Annotated in this window: 18 protein-coding genes; 14 read left to right on the top strand and 4 right to left on the bottom strand. The window is 31.8% G+C overall.

From position 1 onward, the window contains the following. Window positions 1-150: 150 nt before the first annotated feature. From tssD to ACZIYX_RS09495, 5 genes are all read left to right on the top strand, one after another. Complete coding sequence (tssD, locus tag ACZIYX_RS09515) at window positions 151-681, top strand: type VI secretion system tube protein TssD (RefSeq protein WP_462681991.1); 531 nt, start codon at window positions 151-153, stop codon at window positions 679-681. Beyond that, window positions 644-1,192 carry a hypothetical protein gene (locus ACZIYX_RS09510; RefSeq protein WP_462681990.1) on the top strand — a complete coding sequence of 183 codons (549 nt, stop codon included), beginning with the start codon at window positions 644-646 and terminating at the stop codon, window positions 1,190-1,192. Before tssD ends, ACZIYX_RS09510 begins: the two co-directional genes overlap by 38 nt. 376 nt (window positions 1,193-1,568) lie before the next feature. After that, window positions 1,569-2,153 (top strand): hypothetical protein, encoded by a 585-nt coding sequence (locus ACZIYX_RS09505; protein ID WP_462681989.1) that lies wholly within the window; start codon window positions 1,569-1,571, stop codon window positions 2,151-2,153. Between the two features lie 150 nt (window positions 2,154-2,303). Next, window positions 2,304-2,894, top strand: a complete 591-nt coding sequence (locus ACZIYX_RS09500) for a hypothetical protein (RefSeq protein ID WP_462681988.1) — start codon at window positions 2,304-2,306, stop codon at window positions 2,892-2,894. A 329-nt stretch (window positions 2,895-3,223) separates the two neighbouring features. Continuing rightward, window positions 3,224-3,811 carry a 2OG-Fe(II) oxygenase family protein gene (locus tag ACZIYX_RS09495; protein ID WP_462681987.1) on the top strand — a complete coding sequence of 196 codons (588 nt, stop codon included), beginning with the start codon at window positions 3,224-3,226 and terminating at the stop codon, window positions 3,809-3,811. A gap of 23 nt (window positions 3,812-3,834) precedes the next feature. On the opposite strand, the gene ACZIYX_RS09490 is transcribed toward ACZIYX_RS09495, so the two are convergent. Then, entirely contained in the window at window positions 3,835-4,275 is a 441-nt protein-coding gene (locus ACZIYX_RS09490) for a PIN domain-containing protein (protein ID WP_462681992.1), read from the bottom strand. 112 nt (window positions 4,276-4,387) lie between these two features. Further along, entirely contained in the window at window positions 4,388-4,843 is a 456-nt protein-coding gene (locus tag ACZIYX_RS09485; protein WP_462681986.1) for a helix-turn-helix domain-containing protein, read from the bottom strand. 351 nt (window positions 4,844-5,194) lie between these two features. Between ACZIYX_RS09485 and ACZIYX_RS09480 the strand changes: the two genes are divergently transcribed. Together ACZIYX_RS09480 and ACZIYX_RS09475 are read left to right on the top strand one after the other, a co-directional pair. Further along, window positions 5,195-5,548, top strand: a complete 354-nt coding sequence (locus ACZIYX_RS09480; RefSeq protein ID WP_462681985.1) for a GNAT family N-acetyltransferase — start codon at window positions 5,195-5,197, stop codon at window positions 5,546-5,548. Window positions 5,549-5,637: 89 nt separating this feature from the next. Next, window positions 5,638-6,189, top strand: coding sequence for a hypothetical protein (locus tag ACZIYX_RS09475; RefSeq protein WP_462681984.1), 552 nt, complete (start codon window positions 5,638-5,640; stop codon window positions 6,187-6,189). Window positions 6,190-6,332: 143 nt separating this feature from the next. Here the strand turns inward: ACZIYX_RS09475 and ACZIYX_RS09470 are convergent, their stop codons facing one another. Continuing rightward, the gene (locus ACZIYX_RS09470) at window positions 6,333-7,358 is read right to left on the bottom strand and encodes a helix-turn-helix domain-containing protein (RefSeq protein ID WP_462681983.1); all 1,026 of its coding nucleotides are present in this window, start codon (window positions 7,356-7,358) and stop codon (window positions 6,333-6,335) included. 111 nt (window positions 7,359-7,469) lie between these two features. Between ACZIYX_RS09470 and ACZIYX_RS09465 the strand changes: the two genes are divergently transcribed. From ACZIYX_RS09465 to ACZIYX_RS09450, 4 genes are all read left to right on the top strand, one after another. Then, on the top strand, window positions 7,470-9,851 hold the full coding sequence (locus tag ACZIYX_RS09465; RefSeq protein ID WP_462681982.1) for a TonB-dependent receptor: 2,382 nt from the start codon (window positions 7,470-7,472) through the stop codon (window positions 9,849-9,851). A gap of 32 nt (window positions 9,852-9,883) precedes the next feature. Continuing rightward, window positions 9,884-11,158: a DUF4374 domain-containing protein gene (locus ACZIYX_RS09460; protein ID WP_462681981.1), complete on the top strand. Its 1,275-nt coding sequence runs from the start codon at window positions 9,884-9,886 to the stop codon at window positions 11,156-11,158. Window positions 11,159-11,230: 72 nt separating this feature from the next. Continuing rightward, window positions 11,231-12,409: a PepSY-associated TM helix domain-containing protein gene (locus ACZIYX_RS09455; RefSeq protein ID WP_462681980.1), complete on the top strand. Its 1,179-nt coding sequence runs from the start codon at window positions 11,231-11,233 to the stop codon at window positions 12,407-12,409. Window positions 12,410-13,437: 1,028 nt separating this feature from the next. After that, complete coding sequence (locus ACZIYX_RS09450) at window positions 13,438-14,565, top strand: SMODS domain-containing nucleotidyltransferase (protein ID WP_462681979.1); 1,128 nt, start codon at window positions 13,438-13,440, stop codon at window positions 14,563-14,565. A gap of 599 nt (window positions 14,566-15,164) precedes the next feature. On the opposite strand, the gene ACZIYX_RS09445 is transcribed toward ACZIYX_RS09450, so the two are convergent. Further along, window positions 15,165-15,653: a glycosyltransferase gene (locus tag ACZIYX_RS09445; RefSeq protein ID WP_462681978.1), complete on the bottom strand. Its 489-nt coding sequence runs from the start codon at window positions 15,651-15,653 to the stop codon at window positions 15,165-15,167. A gap of 179 nt (window positions 15,654-15,832) precedes the next feature. Between ACZIYX_RS09445 and ACZIYX_RS09440 the strand changes: the two genes are divergently transcribed. Genes ACZIYX_RS09440 through ACZIYX_RS09430 form a run of 3 tightly spaced genes read left to right on the top strand, consistent with a single transcriptional unit; the run spans window position 15,833 to window position 21,704 of the window. Further along, complete coding sequence (locus ACZIYX_RS09440; RefSeq protein ID WP_462681977.1) at window positions 15,833-18,925, top strand: hypothetical protein; 3,093 nt, start codon at window positions 15,833-15,835, stop codon at window positions 18,923-18,925. Further along, complete coding sequence (locus ACZIYX_RS09435) at window positions 18,925-20,163, top strand: hypothetical protein (protein ID WP_462681976.1); 1,239 nt, start codon at window positions 18,925-18,927, stop codon at window positions 20,161-20,163. The genes ACZIYX_RS09440 and ACZIYX_RS09435 overlap by 1 nt, the downstream gene beginning before the upstream one ends. Continuing rightward, window positions 20,160-21,704, top strand: coding sequence for a cellulase family glycosylhydrolase (locus ACZIYX_RS09430; protein ID WP_462681975.1), 1,545 nt, complete (start codon window positions 20,160-20,162; stop codon window positions 21,702-21,704). The genes ACZIYX_RS09435 and ACZIYX_RS09430 overlap by 4 nt, the downstream gene beginning before the upstream one ends. Window positions 21,705-22,090 lie beyond the last annotated feature (386 nt).

Genomic DNA, 22,090 nt, shown 5'->3' with positions numbered 1-22,090 from the left:
TGTTTGCAGTAGATCACAGATGAAATAGATTTTCTATTGCATAATCTGGGTTTAAATGATTTATTAATTTAGCTACCGGTATAACAGATATGTACTATTAAGCAATTAAACCAAAATAATTGCGAACTCTTAAAACCTAAAACCTAACCAATGACTGTAGCCAAATTATTCGTTTTGGGAACAAAACGAGAATTATTATGGACAGATCTAGAATATCATAGATTTTTAAATCCTAAAACAGGTCGCTGTGGCGAAATCCCAATGGGAGGATTAGTTACACTGGCATTTGCTTCTGGTTGGGAAGATGACAGATTACTGCGTTGGATCACCCATAGTGAAAAAGACGAGCTTTGTAAATTAACCGAAGGTAAAATTGTATTTTATAAAGGCAATTTTGATGGTGTTATCCTTTTTGAATATAAATTTAAGGATGCTGCTTTAATCTACTGGAAAGAAATATTTACCGCTGTGGGAGAAACCCCAATGACAATTACCATGACCATTTCTGCCGCCATACAACAAGTAAAAGGAGTGACTTTGGTAAAACCTTGGCAAGAAAGCTGGGTTACACTAAGTGAGCAAATGCCATATCAGGCTGTAGGGAATGACCAAAAAAAAGAAGCTATAGAAATAACTAATGTAGATGGCCCTTTTGATAAAACAGGGAATAAAATATATTAGCCCTAAACATACATATTATTACCACGCTACTATAAAAAACTATAAAGAAGGAGATGATTTATACCAAATACAATGGTCTGCTACTTATGACGATGAAGATACTGCAAAACATCAAAAACTCATCACAGGCGGCACATATCAAGATGGAATCTTAAAAACACAAATACAAGTAAGTAAAGGCAAATATGCCGCTACAATATATGCTCACATAGACAACCTTAATCCAAATATAAATACCAAAGCCACCTATAAACAGGTAGTTACCTTTTTTATTGGAGGAGCTGGAGATAAAGAACCGTTTTATGGATCGGGAGCTACAAAAATTATGGAAGAGGTTAGAATTAATTTCAATAAAAAAATAAAATCAAAACTAGCCAATAATGATCTGTATACCTCATACTATTTGGGTTACAATGAAGTTAAAGGAGAAAATAATATTAAAAATAATATATTAAGCCAACTTCCTAACAAAGATGGTATACAAATAAACATTGTTGGTCATATAGTTTAGGAGGGTGGAACGGAGCACATTTATCTGATATTTTAACCCAAAAAGAATATATAGTAAATACTTTAATTACTTTAGATCCTGTTGGTGAAGGTGGCGGGGTAACAACTATTTCTGATATACATCTTTTATTTCCATCCCCAAAAGCAGGTTTTTGGGTATACATACATACCGATCCTGAAAATTATAGAGCTGATGATTTAATAGCTGATCTTGGGGGACAATGGATTCCTAGAAAAAATAAACCACATGTCATACATACTACAATATATAATCATGGTAAAGCGAATAATATGTTTAATGAAATTCTATCAAAAACAACAATTTCTGCATCTAGCTTGTTATTATCAACTATACAAAAATTCTTAGACTCTAAACTATGAAAAAGAAGTTTGAAAACATACCTTATCTAATGATTGTTTTTTTTATAATCATATTTTCTAATTCTTGTTTTAAAGATAACGGTATTCCAAAAGCTAATCTTGAGTTTCTAGAATTTAGAAAACATGATTCGAAAGAAAATTTCATAAACACTTACAAGATTAAATTTTTATCTGATGTTGCAATAAATGATAAAGTTTTTAAAAAAGCGGATGCCCCTCACTTAACTTGCTTATTAACAAAAACAAAAGATTTCACAATAAAAGATATTGACAACGCTAAAATTAAAATACTTGGGTATTTTGATGGTCAAAATGTTGGCTCTGAAATTGAGCCTAATGAAAAAAGTGAAGTTTTATATGAAAATAAAAAAAAGGAATATGAAATTGATATCATATTCTATGATAATAAAGGAAGTAATATTATAGATTCACCAGAAAATGATTTAAAAAAACTTCTTCTGGATAAATCTTGTATTCCTTGTAAATTAGAACAAAGATTCTATTTAAATACTAATAAACCATATTTATCCAACCCAATGTGTATACCGAAAGAAGATATTTTAAAAGCTCTAAATGATTAAAAAAAGTAACCTCCCCCTCTAATACATATACATTCATTAACATTAAAAAGTGTAAGAATTTAAAAGATTTATTAATTTAGCTACCTGTATAACAGGTTTACGTGTACTTATAGGTAGTATATTGCTATCAAATATTTTAAAATTACTAAATTGAAAAAAACATTAATCTTAATTATAAGTATACTATCTTTTGGATTAACAATTTCTCAAAATAAAAAAGCAGAGTTATTTTTTAAAGACGGTACTTCTATAGAAGGGTATGCAAAAATCACAGCTAATGATCAAATAAAATTTAGAGTTTCACTTGATCAAAAAGCTGATAAATGGACTGAATTGATGATTGAAAGCCTTACTATGTATGAATATGGAATAGCTGTTAAATATCAATATGTTTCCCTAAGTCCTGATAAACCTTCAATACTTCTTCGAGTACTTGCTGAGGGGAAAGTGAATTTATTTGGCGATATAAAAAGAACAAAAACAGTCATAAACTTTGGAAATTCCAACGATAAGTTCCCAACTAATATGATTTATGGAGAAAACGAAAGAGCTCGATATTATGTGCAGAAAGAAACCGAAAAATACCCTACTTCACTATTTGGTATTAAAGGTTTTAGGAGAAAAGCAAAAGAATATTTTTCGGACTGTATTGGAATTCTAGAAAAATTAGACACTCGTGAATTTGATATTCATAATTCAGGAGAAATGGTTAGCTATTATAACGATTTTTGTGCTGAATAAATATTTGCTTTCGGGGCAAACTCACGAGGTATGTTTCCGAAAATATATCTTGTTTTCAAGACAAGTCTCAGGGAATTAGACCTTCAATTAAAGCAATTAAACCAAAATAATTGTGAACCCTTAAAACCTAAAATCTAACCAATGACCGTAGCCAAATTATTCGTTTTGGGAACAGAACGAGAATTATTATGGACAAATTAAGGATATAATACATTTTAAAACCTAAAATATTTCATTCTCATTCGTAAATCGTATTATTCAAATTAATCCTATATTGTTGTCTTAATAAGATACTATAAAACCAGTAACTAAAACTTATTCTTTTCAAAATGTCGATCAATTATTCTTTTGGGCTTCCTCTTAAACATAATTTTGCAGAATTTATTTATTATGAGGGATTATTCTTGCCTCATGAGATTAATAGGATACTTGATTTTTGGCAGGACCAAAAAACCATAAAGGCCACAATTAGCGGAGAGGAAAAATATAATGATGAACTAAGGAAAAGCTCGGTTATGTTTATAGATAATATACAGGAAAATGATTGGATTTACAACAAGCTGGCATCTTTGGCAATAAAAACCAATAACGAAAGGTACTGGTTTGATTTATTAGGATTTCATCAAGAATTACAACTAACAAGATATTCTAAAGGAGATTTTTTTGATTGGCATTTAGACTTTGGAGCTGGTGAAATTTCAGCAAGAAAATTAAGTATGACCGTGCAACTATCAGACGAAGATGCTTATGAAGGAGGAGACTTGCAATTTATGGTAAATCAAAAAATTGTGAATGCTCCAAGAAAAAAAGGAACCATAGTAATTTTTCCATCGTTTATAATGCACAGAGTAACCCCGATCACAAAAGGAACTCGGCAATCTATTGTAGGATGGGTAACAGGTCCTCCATATCGATAAAAATAAGACTGTTTTAATCCATCTTAAATTAGGGAATGTAGATAATTGGCAGAATTAATTAACCCATTTTTTCTTAGATTATCTAAAACCTCGTATAGGTCTAAATCCGGATTCCTTCGGTTTAAGACTAACTTTCTAAAAGCTTCTAATGCTTGTTCATGATTTAAATCTATAATATCAGCAATAAAGTCATCTGCAGATTTTGCAACCAGCCCAAAAGTAGCAAGATAATCCTCTGGGAAATCTTTTAAATTATTGGTGACTATAATATTTGCATTAGTTTTAATTGCTGCTGCAAGTACATGGCAATCCTTTTCATCAGGTAAAGTTAACCCCGGGATTAATGGTTCATAATTTATGACCAAGGCATCAGGAAATGCTAAATTTGCAATAGCTGTCCTTTTTTTAATTTCTTCTTTGGTTATCCCTTTCCTTTTCATTACATCTTCCCACTCATCAAAAATATGTATGCTCTATTTAGCAGTAAACAATTCATAGTGAGCAAACCAAAACAGTAAGTCTCTAATTTCAATTGGATAAATAACATTAGTATCGAGTATACAGGTAAAACGAACACTATGAATCATATAAGCCTAATTCTTCGTCAGACTTCATCATATCTATTAGAAATTGTTCTTGCTTCAATTTCATTTCTTTCTTATAATTCATTACGTCTTCAAATTTAACTCTACGATGTCTTCCAACCAAAGTATATGGAATATTACCTTTTTCAAGTAGTTTAACAAAATGAGGTCTTGAACAGCCTAGTAATTCAGCCGCTGCTTGAGTTGTCATTTCAGTAGCAATAGGAACCAAAGAAATTGGTTGCCCTTGACTTGTTGCTTTTAATATTTTTGCTAAAAGTTTAAGGGCTTTCAACGGGATTTTTATTTTTTCAGCAGTTTCTTCAATTTCAATTTCTGGGTTCTCTGTACGTAGCTCTTTCAAAGTAGCGGTAAGCGCATTATACGATTTCATCGCTGCAACCTGCTCTTTTTTAGATGGTCTTTTTATAGTATCAAAGTATTCCATGTCGAATTAGTTTAATCTTAGGGTGTTAACAAATATAAACGAAATAAACGAAACGGTATTATAGCAAATGTTAATTTTTAAATTGAAAAATACAAATACTACAAGCGGTAACCATCACTAAACCTATACTATATTATAAAGCGATTTTCAAAACTAAAAAACCCGCAAGGCACAGATACAAAATTTTAGTATATATTTTTTGGAGTATCAAAAAATGTTAGGTTTGTAGAGGAGCTATATTCTTTATTTTTGCTGTTAACAAAAATAAAATTGTTTCAATCCTAAATATAAATGGAGTTTAAAATTGTCGAAATACCAACAGAAGAAACCTTAAATATTCGCCATAAAGTTATGTGGCCTAATAAATCAATTGATTACGTTCGAATACCAAATGATGATAAAGGAAAACATTTTGGCTTATTTGTTAATGATAAAATGATTTCGGTAATTTCTTTATTTATTGTAAATAAGGAGGCTCAGTTTAGAAAATTTGCAACGTTAACAAGGTATCAAGGAAAAGGATTCGGTACAGTATTGTTAAAAGAAATCATGAATATTATCAAGCATAATAAAGTCAATAAAGTATGGTGTAATGCTCGAATAGATAAATCAGATTATTACGCCAAATTTGGAATGACTTTGACAGATAATAAATTTATAAAGGACGGAATTGAATATGTTATAATGGAGAAAACATTCGATTGATTGAACCGCTATAAATTTTGAATTAGGTTATAATTATTATACTAATAAAGGTAACTGTTACATAAACCATCATTTTTTAAAAACTCTTAATGAATAGTATTCAAGAACTCACAGAAAAATATAGCGGGAAATATTCAGAGGATTATCTTAAAAGGATAAATAGCCCGATGGGAAAATACATATACCAACCAAAAAGCGGGGTTATAGAAGTTGACGGAACTAAAATCACTATAAACTTAAATGAAGTTAGTGGAGCTATGCCTGTAACAGAACCGTTTCGGATTACCCTACACTTAGATAAAGTTTATGAAACAGAGCTGGTCATTTACCCCAAAAATTTATGGAATAATTTTTTAGATCTTATTCTGCCAAAAAGGAAAGGTTTTATACCAAAATCCATTAAAAAACAATTTTGGTTTGGTGGTAATAAAGACCTGTTAAAGCAACTTGTTTCAGATATAACTTTCACAGAAAAAATAATAAACGAAAGAATCTATATAGCAACGGGAGATAAACCAATAAACCAAATTGTACTAACCCCACAATATGGAATTAAAGATATGGAGCAATTTGAAAAGTTTGTTTATATTCTTAAACAGATTGAAAATAAAATAAAGAAAACACAAAAAACTAGGACATAAAGAAGTTGTAAAGATTTTAATCTCAAATCTAAATAACCCATAAAAAGCCTATAAAGCACAGACATAAAATTGTAGTATATAGTTTTAGGAGTATCAAAATTTGTTAAATTTTTTGGATAGACGAATATGAGATATAAAGCATGTTATGCTTTTGTATTCTCTAAAACTTCTATATCACTTTGTCTGTATTTTTTGGGAGTTGTACCTTCTACTTTTTTAAAAGCAGCAGTAAAATGAGTAGAATTTTTATAGCCAACCAATTCTGAAATTTCATAAATAGGTTTTTTACTATGTTTTAATAACTTTTTTGCTTTTATCATTCGTAACCCGAGGGCATACTCAAAAATAGTCTTATTAAATACCCTTTTGAACTCCTTTTTAAGTACAAAATCATTTAACCCTACCTTACGGGCTAATTCATGAACAGAGTATTGTATGGTTAGGTCAGAGTTTATAATATACTGTACTTCGTATAATTTTTTGATAAGATTATCGGTAATGGGTATTTCTGGTTTAGCCCTTTTATTGACTTCCAAATGTAAAGAAAGTAATTCTAATGCTTTGGATTCTAAAAATAAACGTTTTAATAGTCCTTGTCTGGTATCGGTAAGTAGTTCTGCTAGGATTTCCTGAGTTTTGCTGCACAAAGGTTTTGCAAAATTTCTGTCTAATTTTTCTACCGCATATTTTTCATGGATTCCGTATTCTGAGTCTAGTTTATGTTTTTTGATGAAATCAGAATGCATTCTGATTTTGATTTCCTTATAGTGTTTGTTTTTATGGTATTGTATAGATCCCGATACTTGAGATATGTATACAAGATAGCTTTCCTGACCCTCATAAATCAAGTCATGGGATTTTCCATCGATTTTAATAATCTGCTCCCCATCAATCAAATAAGATAATTCTATAGCATCTATATTCTGTTCACCATGAATTTTAAAGTCGTTTTTTAATAAAACATCAAATACCCCTATAAATAAGCCGTCAAAACGGTTGTACTCAAAATTTCCGTCCCCAATTTCGGGTAAAAAACAAAATTTTTTTGTGTAGATACCACAATGCTCTTGTTGATTAACTAGTTTAGAAATAGTATGTAAAACACATTTGTTTTCATGTATTACTGGAGTTGATTTTGCAGACTCCTTATTGCGTCTTTTTTTATCCATAATGCGTCATTTTTCTCTTTCCTTAGGCGCTAATTTTGCATCCAATACTTATTTAGACCAAATATAAATAATAATATAAAGTCTAAACTACATTGTTTAAAAAAAATTGTCATGTTAGTGTTTGTTTTAAGAAAAAATAGTTGCCTTTTTTTTCTGCTGTTTGGGATTATGATCTGTACAGGTCAGAGCAGAATAAAAGGCACAATTCTGGATACTCAATCTAATCCAATACCCGAAGCTTCTATACAAATTATAGAACTTAAAAATAAAGGAGCTTTAAGTGATTTTGAAGGAAACTTCGAATTTGATGCTCCATCAGGTTCTTATACCTTAAAAATTAGTTTTGTAGGGTTTAAAGATTATCTTAAAAAAGTAGAAATCAAAGACTCAAAAACCACATCCCTTACTATTGTATTAGAAGAAGATGTTAAAGAGCTGGCAGATGTGTTGGTAAAAGCTAAATCCAAAGCACAAAAAACCAGAGAAAAAGCTTTTGAGGTAGAAGTAATACAAACACAAGGACTTAAAAATGCTAGTGTAGATATAAATTCGCTTTTAACAACAGTTCCGGGAGTAAATGTTAGACAAAGAGGAGGGCTTGGATCTGCATTTGAATTTTCGTTAAATGGGTTATCGGGTAAGCAAGTAAAATTTTTTATAGACGATATCCCATTAGAGAACTTTGGGAGTTCTATGTCTTTTAATAATTTTCCTGCAACGCTAATCGAAAGTGTAGAGGTCTTTAAAGGAGTTGTCCCTATATATCTAGGAGCAGATGCTCTGGGAGGTGCAGTAAATATTATAACCAACCAACGTAAAAATGATTTTATAGATGTATCCTATGATGCAGGATCTTTTAATACCCATCGGGCAACTATAAATACCCAATATTATAGTGATAAAGGATTTGTAATAAAAGCATTTTCATTTTATAACCACTCGGATAATGATTATAAGATTGATGATATCGAAGTAAGGGACGAATTGGGTAACGATACAGGTATCAGACGAGATAATGTAAGACGATTTCATGATGCGTACACCTCGCAAATGATCAACTTGCAAACGGGTTTAGTAGAAAAAAGCTTTGCCGATAAACTTTTAATAGGCATTACAGCCTCTGCAAATAAAAACGAAATACAACATCCTATAGATCCACAAAACCCTTTTGGGGAGGTTTTTACCAAAAATAATGTAATAAACGCATCTTTGATTTACGAAAAAGCAAACCTGCTTAAAGAAAAACTAAAAGTAAAACTATATGCTGCCGTTGGAGAAAATAACGATAAAGTAGCAGATACTTCTGCCAGAAAATACGATTGGTTTGGGGGGTTTATAGAAAGAGGGGATCAAAACCTGGGAGAACTGGAATTTAGTAAAACCCTATTCGAATTTAAAGATAAGACCCATTTAATTAACGCTTTTGCAAGCTATACCATAAATGACCAGAGTGCACTAAATTTTAATTTTACCAAGAATTATATAAAGCGAAAAGGGGAAGACCCAGCAAGAAAAGGAAAAATACCATTTAATGACCCTCATGTTATCAACAAAAATATAGTTGGGGTATCCTACGATTTGGAAGCATTTGATGCTACCTGGAATACCACTGTTTTTGGTAAAGGGTATTTTTTAAACTCAGAAGGGGTACTTGAAGACGTATTGACCAATATTGAAGAAGATCGGTTTACAAAATTTAATAACACTTTTGAAGAACTAGGGTACGGGTTTGCATCTACCTATAAATTTACCGATGATATACAACTAAAAGGTTCTTTGGAAAAAACATTCAGGATACCAGAAGGATACGAGATTTTTGGGGATGGTTTTTTATTGAAATCAAACCCCGAATTATTGCCGGAAGAAAGCTACAATGCAAATCTTGGGTTTCTTTTGCAAACCGATATAAATAAATTTAAAATCCGTTTGGACTCTAATGTATTTCTACGAGAGTCCGAAAACTTTATCACCATTAGGTCCGAAGGTATTTTTTCCAGATATTATAACACTGCTGCAGCTCGAAGTACAGGGGTAGAGGGAGAAATAAGAACCATATATAACGATGCTTTGTTTTTGGAGATAAATGCAACCTATCAAAACATTATAGATCGCAATGTAGGTGCAAATGCAGGAGTAGACTTTTTAAAAAACCAAAGAATAGCCAATATCCCTTATGTATTCGGTAATGCAAAAATAGGATATAATGCAAAAGATATTTTTTCTGCAAATGATAAATTAACTGTGTCATGGAGTTCTTATTATGTGCATGACTATCCCCTTACCTCATTTGTAGAAGGCAGCCCCAAAGAACGGGATATTATACCAGAGCAGTTTTCGCATAACGCACAACTAGGATATTCCTTTAAAAACGGAATGTATAATATATCGGTATTGGCAAGAAACGTAACCGATGCCAAGGTGTATGATAACTTCGAGATACAACAACCGGGCAGAGCCTTTTATGTGAAATTAAGATACTATTTGTCAAACTAAAATCAGTAATAATTATTTTAAATCATATTATAATGAAAACAATAAGTATAATAAAAAATTGGGTGCTGGGAACCGCCATTTGTCTATCTGTATTCTCCTGTAGTAAAGATGATGAAAATGTTGTTGTAACCCCACCAGAACCTACTGCGGTTTCTAAGTATGTAGTCGGTTTTCAGGCACTTCCTGTAGGAGATGCTTCTCCTGTAGACTATATCCTAGAGCTTCCGTCTTTAGAATCCCTTACCGCTGGGGAAATCTCTGTAAAAGGACAAGGAACACCTTTAAAAGGATGGCGGTTTTTTCATAATGTAAAAAATACTGTTTTTACAGCAGGGTATTCCGACGATGATAAATGCATAGCATACAGTCTTGATAAAGAGGGAAAACTAATAGAAAAAGGAAACTTTGCTTTTCAGTCTACATTAGATAATTATGCAGCCATAGATGATAAAACTTTACTGGCAGTAGAACTTACTTATAGTGGTTTGTCTAACAAAAGATTTCATATCATAAATGCAGAAACCGGTAAGCTGGAAAAGATAGTAGAGCACCCTATAGATATAGATAAAGGTGATGGTACGGCAGCAAACCCGGGATCTATTCCTTGGGTAACAGGTATGGTACTGCAAGGAGATAAATTATTTGTTTCTTATCATAAATGGCTTGCAGATGGCTCTTATGTAACCCCAGATGTGGATAGAGCGTATGTAGCGGTTTTTAAATACCCCGAATTTGAACTGGAAAAAATAATTTATGATGAAAGAACAAGCCCCATAGGGGTTAACGGGCACAGTACCGGTATCGAGAAAACCGAAAACGGAGATATTTATTCGTATTCTAGTTCTGCACTAAGCGCAGGTTTTACGGCAGCGACAAAACCATCTGGGATTTTAAGGATCAAAAACGGAACCACAGAGTTTGATAAAGATTATTTCTTTGATGTAGAAAAAGCGCCAAACGGAGGGAAACTATTCTGGATGGATTATATAGGAAACGGTAAAGCAATTGGTAGAATTATTTTAGATGATACAATAGGCCCTTGGGGGGTTTTTAAAGAGGTAGGTAGCTTTTTTAAATTGGTAGTGATCGATCTTCAAAATAAAACCATTACAGATGTACAAGGAATACCAACACATGCAAATCGATACACTTCTCCTATGTTTGTAGAAAGCGGTAAAGCATATATAAGCAGTTTTGCGGGTACAGAAACACATGTTTATATTGTAGACCCAGAAACGGCTACAGCAACCAAAGGAGCCAAAGTACAAGGGTTGGCGCTTAAAGGAATTTTTAAAATAACCAACTAATTTAACCTGTGAGAAGAAACACTCCTGGGCAGGTGTATGTCTGGGGGTGTTATTATTTTTTAAAACATAACTATGTCTTCGCCAAAAAAAAGAAATAACCGTAAAATCATTTTACAAATTCATAAAATACTAGGCCTAATTACAGGAGTAGTACTTTTTATCGTATCGATTACAGGATGTTTATGGGTTTTTAAAGACGAAATTGAAAGTTTTTATACCGATTATAAATATGTAACTCCACAAGAACAGGAGTTTATTATTTCTTCTAAGGTAAAGTCAATTGCAGAACAAGTAATTCCCGATAAAACTATTCATGGTGTTATATATGGGCAACCTAATGAAGCCATAGAAGTCGTTTTTTATCAGGCAGAACCAGAACTGTTTTATCAGAGTGTTTTTTTGGATCCATACTCGGGTAAATTTATTAAAAGGGTAGATAATGATTCGGGATTCTTTGCTTTTGTATTAAAGGGGCATATACGATTATGGCTTCCAGAAGCAATTGGTTCCCGAATAGTATCCTATTCTATATTATTATTTTTGGTAATATTATTTAGTGGATTTTTTCTTTGGATACCCAGAAACAAAAAAAACTGGCGACAACGGCTAAAATTTGATTGGAACAGTAAAACACGCTGGAAACGAAAGAATTTTGATTTGCATTCTGTAACAGGATTTTATATTTCATCTCTGGGGTTACTGTTTGCGTTTACAGGATGCGTTATGGCGTTTAATTGGTTTTATTTTATAGCGTATATAGCTACAGGAGGAGATAAGGCACCACAATTTATTATTCCACAAAATATAAGTACAACCATTACAAAATCAGATACAAACCCGCCATACGATCAATTAATACCTATGCTCTACAAGACATATACCAATGCCAAAAGTTTTGAATTGCATTATCCCGAAAACGATTCTACAACAGTGCTTGTTGAGGTAAGTAACTCTGCAGGGTTGTATTATAATATGGATTATCTGTTTTTTGATCAACATACACTACAAGAAGTAGAAACAACCAGTATTTATGGAAAATACAAAAATGCAGGATTTGCCGACAAGGTGATTCGAATGAATTATGATATTCATGTTGGTTCTATTGGGGGGGTAACAGGAAAAATAATTGCTTTTTTAGCAAGCTTGATCTGTGCTTCTTTACCGGTTACAGGGGTTTTGTTATGGTATGGTAGAGTGTATAAAAAACGACCTCAGGTTAAAGAAAAATTAGCTCCGGCATATAGTGCGTAGAGGTAAATTAACATAAGCCTACGGGTTTTGTGTCGACGAAGTCAACCCATCATCTTTTTGATTTATTATAAGGAAGCTGTTACTTTTTCTATATATATACAAATAGAATAATGTTAAATTTCGTTGATAAAACAGGCATCACCAAACCTTGATTTAATAACATTGGATAAACCCTGCTAAGTATTTATAGCTAAATCAACATAAAATAATAGTAATCTTTCTAGTAAAAAATCGAATTTCTACGTTAAAAATACTCGTCATAGCTCTGCTATGACTGCGTTTTTTGCCTTGAACTTCGATTTTTTCCTTTATAAATCTTTCATGTCATTTCATATTAATTTAGCTATATTTGAATTTAATTTTTTTTGAAATCTAGACAATAGGGTTTGTGTAAAACATTGTAAATCCAATTTTTATTTTAGATATATACCTGCAAACCATTATCGGTTTTCAAGGTGTTCTTAATATTTTAACGATACTTTTTGCTTGTTTATCGATATTTTCTCTCCGATAAACAATTTTTCATTTCTTTTTTAAACAAGAAAAGTAAATTTGATTCAATAATTTAAAAAGCAATTTATTATGAAACATTTCTACAAAACTTTTCGTTTAAAATTTAATAATAGCCTGCTCTTTTTTAAAAAACTTTCCTACTATATCTGCTTAAACAATACATGAGTAATTGTATAAATGAAGTTTTAAGCTATCTGTTGATTTTTAAAAGACATTCTTGGTATTTACGTAAGATTTTTTATTGTACTTTTTTTAATCACGGTACAATTGTACCGCAATTAAATTTATAGTGTTTTTGGGTATACTATCAACAACCGAAAACAAATAAATAAAATTCAGGTAACTATTTTATTTAAAAGCTTTAAGTAGGGTTGAAAAGCGATAATTACTTCAACAACTTTACTCTTGCCATTTATTCTCATAACCCAAAACCAACTCATTAAATAAATAATTCATTTAGCAAAAATTCTTCTTAAAACCATCTAATAATATAAAATTTTATGAAAAGAAATAGTATGGAAAAGAAGATTTATATGGATACATCATTAATGTTCAATTCCTTTTGTGATGATTTCATTATCCCAGAACGTAAAAAATCAATAATCTATTCAAGAGCTAATTCAATATGTAGGATACTAAATATGGAATATTGGGATTTGAAGTCTTGTTCAGGAGGTATTTTTATAGGTAGTTTTGGAAGAAAAACGGCAAATGCCCATGTCAATGAAATTGAACTCATGTTTGAAATTCCCATCTCAATAAAAAATAAATACATTAGAAAAAACAACAACCCTCAATTTGAATTTTTGATGGATGTAAAGAATGTAATTAGTAGGGGTTACACAAATGTAAAAATCAACAAAGAGAAACAGATGATTGAGGTTTGTTTTATAGATGAGATGCTTTTTCATATTTTACCTGTGTTTAGATATTTTGATAAATATATACAAGCAGATATTTCTGAAGAAGGGAATTGGATGGTAATAGATCCTATTTCTGGGATAAATGCAATAAACCAAGCAGATAGGGTTACAGGAGGGAATATTCAAAATTTGTGTAAAATGGCACATGCCTGGAGGTTACATTGTAATGTTCAGGTTAACAAAAAGCTATTAGATACATTAGTCTGTAATTTTCTTTTACAATGGAAAGATAAATGTTGTACTTATGAGCACTATGATATCATGTGCAAAGATTTTTTTAGGTACCTTAAAAGCCAACAAACTTCGCAAAAAATATGGAAAACAATGAAAAGTGACCAAATGATTTGCAATCCTGAAGACTTTATCAATAAAGCCACTCTTGCCTATTATAATGCAAGTAGTGCTATTGATTTTAAAAAAAAGAAAGAATATAGGTTGGCAATAGAGAACTGGAAAGCAATTTTTGGAAATAAATTTGGGCATGTAACAAAAAATAATAGAATAGAAAAAAAATATGAAGAGTTAATATCACGGTATACCCAAATTGGAAGTATAAAGTCTCTAGAAAAAAAAAGTTGCAAGTCAGTATGTTTTCAGGTTCTTTTAGCAATGGTTATGTTTGCCAGTATGTTGCTTATTGGTTATACAGGGGACTTGTATCCTGAATTTGTTATATTTATGGTAGCAACAATACTGTTCTTTTTTGCTTTGGATATTTAAAAAACAGTTAATTTTCTTTTTCAGTAAATTTAAAGTGTAATCGATTGGTATTATTTTTTTAAAAAAATTAAGAACGATATCATGTTTTTTGAAACCATCGTTCTAATAATAAGATGTACTAATAGGTGTTTTATTAAACCTGCTTTATGCAATAGAAAACCTATTACACCTTGTAGCTACTGCAAATACAGGCGCTTTGCTTCGTTTTTTAATTTAACCATAGCAGTTTACCCTGGGTTTATCGAAGGGCTATGCTATAGCTAAATCAACATAAAATAACATTAATCTTTCTAGTAAAAAATCGAATTTCTACGTTAAAAATACTCGTCATAGCTCTGCTATGACTGTGTTTTTTGCCTTGAACTTCGATTTTTTACTTTATAAATCTTTTATGCCATTTCATATTAATTTAGCTATAAAATCAAGAAAATGACTGCATTTATGGCATTTTCAAGCTTCATTACGAAGTTCTACTGCATAAAGCAGGTTAAAGCAATAATGAATTTTTGTCCATAAAAAAAAGAGAGTAAACTTATAATAAGTAATACTCTCTATCCGTACATATATATAGGGGTAACTTCGAGTCAAATAGTGTGCGCTCATTCTGCGAGCCTGTATGTTATAAACGATAAATCAAAAAAACAAAGAATTTGTGTCGTTTTGGATTGTGTACTGGTATTGTGTTTTTTTAAGAATGTATAATAACTGGTATTCATTACATATTTTGAAATAAAATTGGAAACCTTGTTTGTTTTCCATGGTTTTAAAACAGTAGTAAAATCTTTAGGGTTATTAGGGATATCGGTATCTATAAAGCTAATAAATTTTATATCCTTTCTACTTTGCAAGTATCGTACTCCTGCGCGTATAGCAGTTGATTTTCCTGAATTTCTTTTTATATCAACAATACTAACCTTATCCGGAGCTTTAAATTGAATTTCTTTTAAAATATTTATGGTGTTATCTTTAATTACATTAGTTACAAAACATAAATGAAGGTCATTTTCTTCTTGTACTAAGCTTAAAAACACTAAGATATTTAATCTTTTCTCATTAGTATTGCAAGGTATTATAATTCCGGTTTTCATATAGAGTATTTGATAGTTTATACGTCAAAAATAACCTTGTTTTTAAAACAGTAATGCAACATTTAGGTAAGTCGTATATTGCTATCGACGAATAGTATGTCTCTAAAGATTTACTATTGGTCTATCCCGAAGCTTTGTTGTATATTTAAGTCTAAGAAAACGGCGAGAGTTTATTTTATATGGATAAAACCACAAATAAGTATCTAATTAGTGCATTGCTCACAGGGATTGTTTTTCATGGTACGGCTATTTTTTTTACGTTAGAGAGCACTTATGATGCTTTAATTCACTTATTTTTTGGAAATCATTATGCAAATAGTTGGTTCGAACCATGGAACTATAGTTGGTATACTGGTTTTACAGTAATGGGATATCCCCCTTTGGTACACCAAAGTATAGGATTGTTTTCTTATATAGGAGGATTAAAGTTTGGCTTGTTTACAGTTGCACTTATAGCAATCCTTCTTTTTATAACAGGTATATATCGTTTTGCTCTCGTACTTACGTCTAACCAAAAAGTAGCAGGATATACCGCTATTTTTGCAGTATTTTCTTCCGCATTTATAGAAACATTACATATTTTTGGGCAATTACCCAGTATTATAGGACTTTCGGTTTTATTACATGCATTACCAGAGATTTATCTTTGGCTTAAGATAGGAAAATATAAGTATCTGCTCAATAGCTTAAGCCTTATTGCAGTAACCGTAACATCGCATCATGTAACCCCTGTTTTTGGAATGATTTTCTTTATTTTCCCTATAATAGGAATGGTGCTAATGGATGTTTCAAGAGAAACCGCAGGAAGCTATAAAGATGTAAGTTTACTAATCTTTTTCAAAAATTTTCTTTCTCTTTTTAAAAGAATAGTGGTTTTTGGTTTTGGATCTTTACTTTTAATTATCATTTGTATTCTTCCGTACTGGATCAATACCAAAAATAATCCTATAACGCAGGTACCTATACCGCATGGATCGCGAGATAATTTTTTTGAAGTTACATCATCCGGATTAGTGTTTTTTTTAATACCGTGGGGGATTTTATTGTTCTTGCTTCCGTATATATGGTTTCGATTGTACAGCAAACGATATTTATTTTTTGGATTGTCTTTTACTCTTTTAATCATTTTAGGCACAGGAGGAACAACACCCATTCCTAAAATGATTCTGGGAGAAAATGCATTTAATATTCTTACTCTGGATAGATTTACCTTATGGGGATCTATTATGGCGCTCCCCATATTTGGCGAATTTGGGTATCGATTTACAGAAGGGGATCTAAAACAAAAAATCCAAAAAAAATATGGAGGTGTTTACCATAGGGTTTTAGCAGGATTGCTTACAGGAGGAATCATTTTTACTACGTTTTTTACGATGAGTCTCGGGTATTTTAGACCCTTGCAACCTCAAAAAATTAAAATGCTACCCATTTTAAATTTTTTGAGCCAAGATCAACACGACCAATGGCGATATCTTCCATTAGGATTTGGAGATCAAATGGCATGGCTGTCTGCGCAAACCAAAGCAATGACAGTGGATGGCAACTATCATTCTGCCAGGCGATTGCCAGAGCTAACCACAAGGGCAGTAGAGCGTTTAGAAAACTCAAAATTTAGAGGGGTAGAAGGTATAGGCTCCTTACAACAATTTCTAACCGTACCCGAAAAATATAATTTAAAGTATGTATTCTCTAATGATAAATTTTATGACCCTATACTCTATTTCTGCGGGTGGCAACGATTACGGCAATTAGAAAATGGCATAATGGTTTGGGAAAAATTAAATGTTCCTCCCTTATCCAGTATTTTACCTAAAGATAAAACCCCTACGTTTCAAAAGCTAATGTGGGGACTGATCCCTTTAGCTACCGTATTGATTGCATTTATGATTAATATTCAATTAATATGGATACATGCTTTAAAAGCAAAACCAAAAACGATTCCTGTATATTTTAAATATGGGGTATCCTATCACAAGTTTAAAAATATAGTTTTTACCACCTCGTATGTGTGGGCAATTTTGATGCTACTATGTACCGGATATGGATTTTATTGGATATATATTAAAAATGTAAAACAATTAAACCCGATCAATGCAATAGAGTCGTATTATGATGCTTTGGATTTTAAAGAGTTTGAAAGGGCATACTCGTATATAGACCCCAAAACCGATAAGACCAAGGCGCAATATATGCTAGAAATTTCGGTTACCGATGGCTTGCTAAGTTCGTATGCTAAACTAAATGAAATAGATGTAAATGTTACTGCAAAAACAGATAGTACAGCTAAAGTAAAAGTGAATACACATTGGATTACATCATTAGAAAAAATAGAAAAAACGTTTTATCATGAACTGGTAAAATACGGTAAAAAATGGTACATAAAACCGTTAAGGTATGATTTGGATATACCGCCGGATCAATTGTTTGCTGAAAATATCACGTCATTTTATAATCATGGCAGACGAAGAATAAGTTCTGAGCAAACACACCATGAAGATGTTTTAAAACAACCAGTATTAGAGGTGTTATCTGCAAAAATAGTTGGGCATAAAAATGAATATAGCATTATAGGAGAATTACAAAATGTGGATAATGTACCAGCAGATGTAGTAATCACAGGAACATTGTATAATAGTGAAGACCAAAAATTAGCAAAGTTTAATGCTAAAAACCAAATGAAACATAAACTACTACCTAAAGAAATTACTAGTTTCCGTATTAATTTTGAGGGTATAGCCTGGATGAATACAGAGGAGCAAAAACCAAAAATATTTAACCCCGATGAGTTTACCACTTTAGTACTTAATCAAACCCCGGCAAAGTTTAATTTACAATGTGCAGGCAATGTAGTTACGGTAGATTTGTTTAAAGGGGTTACCATTAATGATTTGTCTGTTGTTGATAATACTACAGTAGAAGGTGTTTTATTTAACTCGGGTTTAGAAGAAGTCACCATCCCGATGTTATTGATCTCATATTATACCAAAGATCAAAAGTTAGTATGGGTAGATCATCGGTATTTAAGAGAAGGTATCCGACCACAACGCAAACAATATTTTAAGTATCCATTGTTAGATATATCACATATAAATAGTATAAATGATACTATGGATAATGTTTTTGTAAATGGATTAGCAAACGAAGAGATTAGCAATCAAGTGGTGCCCGATAGAAAATCAGAACATCAATCTTCGCAATTAATCCCTATACAAGGAAAAGGGTTTAGTTATATTAAAATAGAAATTTGCACCTATATAGGAGCTCCAAATTAATGAGGATTAAAAAGAAATATATAACTATAGTACTATCGGGGATCTTGATTTGCGTGGTAAGCATTGCTTTTAAAAGTGTGCTTAAAAAACCAGAAGAGATCTCTGTAACAGTATCTGCACACAAAAAAATAGCAGAAGCAGGAGATCCTATGGTATTAGATTTTAAAATAAATAAAGAAGAAATAGATATAGAACTTTTTTTACACACATCGTATGGCAGTACAACCATACAACCGGATACACAGGGAGGAACACGGTTTACGATTCCGGAATTTATAGCAAATAAAAAAGGAACCGTATCCTATACCTTATTTTATGAAAAAGAAAATCTTTATCAGGGCGAATTACAAATCGAATCTAATAGCAAAACAAAGGTTTGTTTAGAATCCTATATAGGACCTCCCAGTATTATAGCAGGGGGGATTGACTATGCAATGCAAGTAGTTATCCCTGCAGACTCTTATGATAATCCATTGCCAGACAGTACAAAGGTAACAGTAGGACATCAGTTTTTGGATACAGAAAAAAAGAAAGAACTTCGTAGTAAAGATATGATTGCCTGGCAAAATATATTTTCTTATAATCCATCAGGCAGAATATTAGTGTTCTCTAAAGTTAACGAAACAATTTCTAAAGAATTTTCTATCGATGTATTCCCTTCCTTACCCGAAAACTTTCAAATCCAGAGTAACCGAAAGCATTCTTATGCAGATGGTAATCAAATCACACAATTTATCACTTCTATAATAAAAGACAAATATGGTAATATTATAAGTGACGGGTCTTTGGTAAAATTTATTATAAAAAACACTAATGGATTGTTATTACACACCCAGGCAAGTACCGTTAATGGGCAAGCAATGGCCAAAATGTTACACCCCGATCATGAAGATACCTGGCAAGTTAAAGCATATATACATGGGATGGCAGAGAGCAACAGTATCACAGTACAGTATACCAAAGTTTTAGAAGATTTTAATACGCAATTTAAAAAAGGTAATCGTTATGTTACCGTAGGGCCTTTGGTTAGTTTTATGGGGCAGTTAATACCAGACGGAGCAATGGTAATACTCGAAATTTTTAAAGAAAATAAAAAAATAGATACAAAGGTAGAAACTTCGTCAAACGGAGTTGCAAGATTCTTTTTGCAAGAAGGGTTTTATGCCTCCGGGAAATATAATATTACCATAAAAGCATTGGGAGTAGAAAAACAATACAACGATATAGAGTTACAATGATACGATGGAGTAAATATATATATGCAGTATTACTAATTAGTTCCTTTATAGGGGTTATTATATTGTTGCTTTTTGGAATAAGTCAAGCTTTTTCTTTTCTGAATACTGGAGCTGACCGAAGTTCTATGTTACATATTACATTACATAAAGAGCAGGTGTATTTTCCTAAATTAAATTGGATAGATACCATTAATCCCGGGCGACCTATAGAAAAACAAACCCTGCAAGATATAGAGCAAGATTACCTTAATGCATGGTATGTACGCAATGTAGCATACCAAAGCAATACGATGGATGGGGTAAAAGATTATTATACCAAAAGTTCGAGAAAAAATATAGCAAATACCATACGCTCTAATAAAGAAAAAAATATAGAAATACATGGTACTACTACCAATCATAATATAGCTTTGGATTTTTATAGCGCAGATGGGCAATTAGCAATCTTAAGCGACACTAATGTAAAAGAATACCAACGAGTATATAGAGAAGATACATTTTTGACAGAAACACGATTGCAATCCAATTATCAGGTAATGCTACTTTTAGAAGATGGCTTTTGGCGGATACGGCATCTGGTGAAAAAAGGAAATCAGGATCAGGATACTAGTTTGCTATCTAATGGTTTAGCCAAAGTTATTAAGGATAAAATATATATAGAAAATACAGAATACACTATAAAGGGGATTAATTATTACCCTCAGAAAACCCCCTGGGATATGTTTGGAGAGAATTATAATATAGATGTTATAGCAAAAGACTTTGATATTATAAAAGGAGCAGGTTTAAATACCATACGAATTTTTGTGCCTTATGTAGTTTTTGGAAAAGCGAAGGTTATACCAGAAAAACTGCAAAAACTACAAGAAGTACTGGATAAAGCCGAAGATAAGAACCTTAAAGTTATTGTAACCTTATTTGATTTTTACGGAGATTATTCTGTGTTGGATTGGACATTAACACACCGGCATGCAGAGCAAATAGTAACCCCGTTAGCAAATCACAAAGCGATCTTGGCTTGGGATATAAAAAATGAACCCAATTTGGATTTTAATTCCAGAGGAAAAGAAAGTGTATTGGCATGGCTAAAAGAAATGATTTATCAAATACGAAAATTTGATCCTAACCACCTCATTACTATCGGATGGTCGGATATGGGGTCGGCAGATTTATTACAAGAAGAAGTAGATATGGTATCTTTTCATTATTACCTGGATATCGATGAATTTACACAAAAATATAAAGATGTATCTGCAAAAATAAGCAAGCCACTGGTTTTACAAGAATTTGGATTATCTTCTAGCAGAGGGCTTTGGAGTCCTTTTGGAGCTTCAAAAAAAGGGCAGGCAGATTATTATGAGCAATTTCAAAAAATAATAAAGGAACAAAATATAAATTATCTTTCCTGGACTTTATACGATTTTGAGGAAGTACCTACTGCCGTAGTAGGTAAATTGCCCTGGCGTAAGCATAAACAAAAGCATTTTGGATTTATCGATAGCAAAGGAAAAAAGAAACCAGCTTTTGAGTTTATAAAGTAATCTTTGGTTAATCCTTCATTTAGAGTCTCATTACAATGTCGATTAGTTAAGGTTTTAGACTAGGTAATGTTTTTCAAATATTTTTAATGTAATATCTCCTGCACCCCGCGAGAGTTCGATATTTTTAACTTGAGTTCGGTGTAAGAAAATTTACTCGTCTTCAATAGAAAATTGTACTTCGGCAAAACTCAGCATAACTATCGAAGACAAGTAAATTTTAAACCAAAAGCCTTGTCATCTTGAGCTTGTCGAAAGAACGATACAATTTTTCTTCGTTACCTTATGAAAAATCACTCCATTTGACGGCTTTTTTAAACCAAATTTTAAGAAACTTACGTTTATAATGTAGTATCTCCTGCATCTTGCAGCAGATCGATAAGAGGATA

The sequence above is a fragment of the Aquimarina sp. genome (genome assembly GCF_977115655.1).
Note: the sequence above shows the minus strand (reverse complement) of the source record. Positions and strands in the feature narration are given on the sequence as shown.

What these genes read in the sequence shown, in the direction of transcription:
- tssD (WP_462681991.1), top strand. Translation starts at nt 151, where the DNA reads ATGACTGTAGCCAAATTATTCGTTTTGGGAACAAAACGAGAATTATTA.
- ACZIYX_RS09510 (WP_462681990.1), top strand. Translation starts at nt 644, where the DNA reads ATGGCCCTTTTGATAAAACAGGGAATAAAATATATTAGCCCTAAACAT.
- ACZIYX_RS09505 (WP_462681989.1), top strand. Translation starts at nt 1,569, where the DNA reads ATGAAAAAGAAGTTTGAAAACATACCTTATCTAATGATTGTTTTTTTT.
- ACZIYX_RS09495 (WP_462681987.1), top strand. Translation starts at nt 3,224, where the DNA reads ATGTCGATCAATTATTCTTTTGGGCTTCCTCTTAAACATAATTTTGCA.
- ACZIYX_RS09485 (WP_462681986.1), bottom strand. Translation starts at nt 4,843, where the DNA reads ATGGAATACTTTGATACTATAAAAAGACCATCTAAAAAAGAGCAGGTT.
- ACZIYX_RS09480 (WP_462681985.1), top strand. Translation starts at nt 5,195, where the DNA reads ATGTGGCCTAATAAATCAATTGATTACGTTCGAATACCAAATGATGAT.
- ACZIYX_RS09475 (WP_462681984.1), top strand. Translation starts at nt 5,638, where the DNA reads ATGAATAGTATTCAAGAACTCACAGAAAAATATAGCGGGAAATATTCA.
- ACZIYX_RS09470 (WP_462681983.1), bottom strand. Translation starts at nt 7,358, where the DNA reads ATGGATAAAAAAAGACGCAATAAGGAGTCTGCAAAATCAACTCCAGTA.
- ACZIYX_RS09465 (WP_462681982.1), top strand. Translation starts at nt 7,470, where the DNA reads ATGTTAGTGTTTGTTTTAAGAAAAAATAGTTGCCTTTTTTTTCTGCTG.
- ACZIYX_RS09460 (WP_462681981.1), top strand. Translation starts at nt 9,884, where the DNA reads ATGAAAACAATAAGTATAATAAAAAATTGGGTGCTGGGAACCGCCATT.
- ACZIYX_RS09455 (WP_462681980.1), top strand. Translation starts at nt 11,231, where the DNA reads ATGTCTTCGCCAAAAAAAAGAAATAACCGTAAAATCATTTTACAAATT.
- ACZIYX_RS09450 (WP_462681979.1), top strand. Translation starts at nt 13,438, where the DNA reads ATGGAAAAGAAGATTTATATGGATACATCATTAATGTTCAATTCCTTT.
- ACZIYX_RS09445 (WP_462681978.1), bottom strand. Translation starts at nt 15,653, where the DNA reads ATGAAAACCGGAATTATAATACCTTGCAATACTAATGAGAAAAGATTA.
- ACZIYX_RS09440 (WP_462681977.1), top strand. Translation starts at nt 15,833, where the DNA reads ATGGATAAAACCACAAATAAGTATCTAATTAGTGCATTGCTCACAGGG.
- ACZIYX_RS09435 (WP_462681976.1), top strand. Translation starts at nt 18,925, where the DNA reads ATGAGGATTAAAAAGAAATATATAACTATAGTACTATCGGGGATCTTG.
- ACZIYX_RS09430 (WP_462681975.1), top strand. Translation starts at nt 20,160, where the DNA reads ATGATACGATGGAGTAAATATATATATGCAGTATTACTAATTAGTTCC.